The organism is Chryseosolibacter indicum (genome assembly GCF_018598585.1).
GTDB lineage: Bacteria > Bacteroidota > Bacteroidia > Cytophagales > Cyclobacteriaceae > Chryseosolibacter > Chryseosolibacter indicus.
This window is the reverse complement of sequence record NZ_JAHESD010000126.1, coordinates 1-4,196: the sequence shown is the minus strand read 5'-3', so window position 1 is coordinate 4,196 and position 4,196 is coordinate 1. Positions and strand designations below refer to the sequence as shown.

At 40.6% G+C, this 4,196-nt stretch carries 4 protein-coding genes; all 4 read left to right on the top strand.

From position 1 onward, the window contains the following. A partial coding sequence (locus tag KK060_RS24560) for a TolC family protein (protein WP_254157883.1) occupies nt 1-740 on the top strand: 740 nt, incomplete at its 5' end. A gap of 79 nt (nt 741-819) precedes the next feature. Continuing rightward, a complete protein-coding gene (locus KK060_RS24555; protein ID WP_254157882.1) occupies nt 820-1,491 on the top strand; it encodes an SGNH/GDSL hydrolase family protein in 672 nt (223 codons plus the stop codon). Nucleotides 1,492-1,582: 91 nt separating this feature from the next. Beyond that, a complete protein-coding gene (locus KK060_RS24550) occupies nt 1,583-3,514 on the top strand; it encodes a sialate O-acetylesterase (RefSeq protein ID WP_254157880.1) in 1,932 nt (643 codons plus the stop codon). A 51-nt stretch (nt 3,515-3,565) separates the two neighbouring features. Continuing rightward, the coding region (locus KK060_RS24545) for an NIPSNAP family protein (protein WP_254157878.1) at nt 3,566-4,196 on the top strand (631 nt) is incomplete at its 3' end.

Genomic DNA, 4,196 nt, shown 5'->3' with positions numbered 1-4,196 from the left:
TTGACTTAAATGCACAGCGTACCCAAATCGTTCAGCAGGAAACCATAATAGCACAATTAAAAGAGCAACTTAATGCGTTAGTGGGTTTGCAGTTACCTACTACTTATGAAGTGGCAGATACCATTGTTATCGATCTAAACCTGGATAAGGAGGGGCCTTTCGACAACCTCGAGAATTCTAACTTCGGTTTAATGGCTTCCAGGAAAAACCTTAGCATTGCTTCACTTGTTTTAAGGGAACGCAGGGCCGAGTACTTACCTTTCTTAAACTTTAATGCCGCGTATAATTACTCCCGTGTTGATAATACAAGGCTAATTAACCCATTTGCCGCAGTGTTTAGTCAAACCAATGGTCTCAATTACGGTTTCACTGTTAGCTTGCCCATTCTAAATGGTTTAAACACGCGAAGGTTAACACAGCAGGCAAGAATAGACCTTGACAGGCAGACTTTATTGTACGAGCAGCAAAAGACAAATGTAAGTGCTACGCTTCGCAGTGCGCTTGTAAATTATGAAAATGCCAAGCGTATTCTGTTAATTGAAGAAGAGACAATCGGAGCCGCGAAGGAAAACGTAGCCATTGCGCTTGAAACATTTAAGCGTGGAGTAACTACTTTTATTGAGCTTCGCACTGCACAACAAAGCTTGGCTGACGCCTATTACAGGCTAATTACAGCACGTTACAACGCAAAGTTGGCAGAGACTGAGCTGCTCCGATTAAACGGAAGCCTGTTGCGCTAGTACCCGATTCTTGTTTTTCCTGTAAATTATAATTTGCTTTTGTGTTTAAGGTATTAAATTACCCCACACACTTACGCTTATGGGAAAACTAAATACTTACCTCTACTTAATTTTATCGCTTTCATTCTTTATTGTTAATGCACAGGATGCTAAAAAATTTGAACAGGAAGTCAATAATCTTGTAGCAGGCGATTCAGCTGTTGAAAAGAAAAAACTGATAGTCTTTACAGGGAGTTCGAGTGTTCGTTTCTGGAGTGATCTCCAGGATCGCTATCGTGATTATAATGTCATCAATCGTGGCTTCGGCGGATCTCAAATGTCAGATTTGATCTATTACGCCGATAAGCTGATATTCAAGTATAAGCCAAAACAAATTTTTATCTACGAGGGAGACAACGACCTCTCATTAGGCAAAAGTCCTGAAACAATCCTCAGCGAAGCACAGACTTTGTTAAAGATGATCCGCAAGAACCTGCCCAAAAAAGTAAAAGTTTCTTTCATTTCGGCAAAGCCCAGTGTCAGCAGATGGCATCTTAAGGAGTCATATGAAAAGTACAATGCATTGCTCAAAGACTGGGCAGCTACGCAGAAAAATGTGACTTTTATTGATGTCTGGACTCCGCTGCTCACAAGCTCAGGTACAGTAAGACAAGATATATTCAAGGAAGATAATCTTCATCTCAACGCCATTGGTTATGACATCTGGAGTAATGCCATCGAAGATTATCTTTCTCCTAAGTTAAAGAAGTAATACGTGTTCCTCAGGCATACTTGTTTTATGATGCTTTTATAGCACGCTGTAAACTATTTCCCAATACTACTTATACCAAACTTTAATCAATATGAGGCAAAATTTACTACTCATTACGCTTCTCTTTCTTGTCTTTTTTAAATCCTTGGGAGAAGTTCAATTACCCAAAATATTCTCCGATAACATGGTTATTCAACGCAATACACCAGTAAATGTATGGGGGTGGTCAAATAAAGGTGAGAACATTACAATAACTTTCAATGGCCAAACAGTAAAGACGAAGGCTGATAAATCAGGTTATTGGACCGCCACCCTGAAGCCCATGGCACATGGTGGTCCCTTTGAACTTCAGGTGAAAGGGAAATCCAATACCATAGCACTAAAGAATATTCTTATTGGTGATGTATGGCTGGGTAGTGGCCAGTCGAATATGGAATGGATCATCAGAAATACAAATAATGCAGCGAATGAAATCCTAGAAGCCAATTATCCTAAGATTCGATTGTTCACTGTAGAAAAGAAGACGAGCTTTTCAGCTGAAAAAGATTTGGCTGGTGGTAAGTGGCTTGAATGCAATCCAAACAATATTGCTGACTTCTCTGCTGTTGCCTACTTCTTCGGAAGGAAGTTATATAAAGAACTTGATGTGCCAATTGGATTGGTTAACAGCTCATGGGGAGGAACAAACATTCAAACCTGGATTAGCTGGGACATTATGTCAGAAAAAGAGAAGTACAAGGATTACGATATTAAAAAGTTGGAGGAGTCTGCCAGGGATATGACTGCAAGACAACAACGCTATGAACAAGCGCTACCAAATGAGAAGGGGATGATAGAGAAATGGTACAGTAATCCTGGAGAAGGCTGGAAGAATATTGCATTACCTAAACTTTGGGAGTCAACTGAAATTGGTAATGCAGATGGGGTTATCTGGTTTAAAAAAGAATTTGAGTTAGATGCTTCAAAAGCTGGCCAGCCTTTAACCCTTAGCCTCGGGCCAATAGATGATCAGGATCAAACTTATGTCAATGGTCACCTTGTTGGTAGCTCTGCTAACTACAGCGAGAACCGAAATTATACCATTGCACCAAATGTACTTGTAGAAGGAAAAAATACAATTGTTGTACGGGTTAGTGATACTGGCGGTGGCGGTGGTATCTATGGTAAGCCAGAACAATTGTATTACCAGGTAGGCAATGATAAAGTTTCACTTGCCGGAGAATGGCAATACAAGCCCTCTGTTACAACTACCGAATTTGGGATTTCGAATACAGGTCCTAATTCCTTTCCGTCTTTGTTGTACAACGGAATGATTGCACCGATCATCCAATTCCCGATAACAGGTGTTATCTGGTATCAGGGAGAATCGAACACAGGAGAGGCACATAAATATCGCGAGCTCTTTCCTCAACTCATCAACAACTGGCGCGGTAAATGGAAGAAGGAGTTTCCCTTCTTGTGGGTTCAACTGGCTAACTTCATGGCTCCTGATTCATTACCCGCAGAAAGCGGATGGGCTGAGCTCCGTGAAGCACAAAGCATGACCTTGTCATTACCAAAAACAGGACAAGCGGTAATTATTGATATTGGTGAAGAGAAGGATATTCATCCACGAAACAAGCAGGACGTTGGCTACAGGTTGGCACTCGCTGCATTGAAGGTAGGCTATAATAAAGACCTTGTATATTCTGGTCCTACTTATGATAGGATGGAAGTCAACGGCAATAAAGCCATCATCTATTTTAAGAATCAAGGTTCGGGCTTACAGGTAAAAGACAAGTATGGATATGTAAAGGGATTTGCAATAGCAGGAGAAGATAAGAAATTTGTTTGGGCAAAGGCTTTTGTAGACGGAGATAAAGTGATCGTGCAAAGTGAGGAGGTCCAAAAGCCAGTAGCGGTGCGTTATGGGTGGGGTAATAACCCGGATGACGCAAATCTTTATAACAAAGAAAAGCTCCCTGCATCACCTTTTAGAACCGATAAATGGACTGGTATTACAGAAGGAAAATCTGAATATTAGTAACCACATTTTATACTTGATTAACACCTACATTTCATAAACAGACACGATATGCAAAGAAGAGATTTTATTAAAAAGACTGCTGTAGCAACAGGAGCATTGTCGGCAGCGGCAGTTGGCTCCGCAACTGCTCAGCAAACAGGTAAGAATAAAGAGCTATATGAACTTCGCGTGTATGAATTGAAAAATCAAACAGCGATGGACAACTATTTGTCAAAAGCCCTTATACCGGCCCTCAACAGACTTGGTGTAAAACAGGTAGGCGCATTTACTGAAACAGGTAAATCGGAGCCCGTTAAATTATACGTGCTCATTCCATATAACTCTTTTGAAGATTATGGAAGGATAACATATGCGTTAAAATCAGACACTGAATTTCTGAATGCCAGCGCTGAGTACAATCAAACACCGCAAGATAAAGCAGTGTTTAACCGCTATGAATCCTCTTTGCTTCTTGCTTTTGATGGTCTTCCAAAAATGATAGTACCACCTTCAGGACAACGCATATTTGAATTACGCACATACGAGGGCTACAGCGAGGATGCAGTGAGAAGAAAGGTGAAGATGTTTAATGAAGGAGAGTTTGATATCTTCAACCGAGTAAAACTAAACTCTGTATTTTTCGGAGAGATGCTAGCAGGTAAAAATTTGCCATGTCTTACTTACATAATCACTTTTGAGA

Coding starts and splice junctions, on each gene's coding strand:
- KK060_RS24550 (WP_254157880.1), top strand. CDS start 1,583: ATGAGGCAAAATTTACTACTCATTACGCTTCTCTTTCTTGTCTTTTTT.
- KK060_RS24555 (WP_254157882.1), top strand. CDS start 820: ATGGGAAAACTAAATACTTACCTCTACTTAATTTTATCGCTTTCATTC.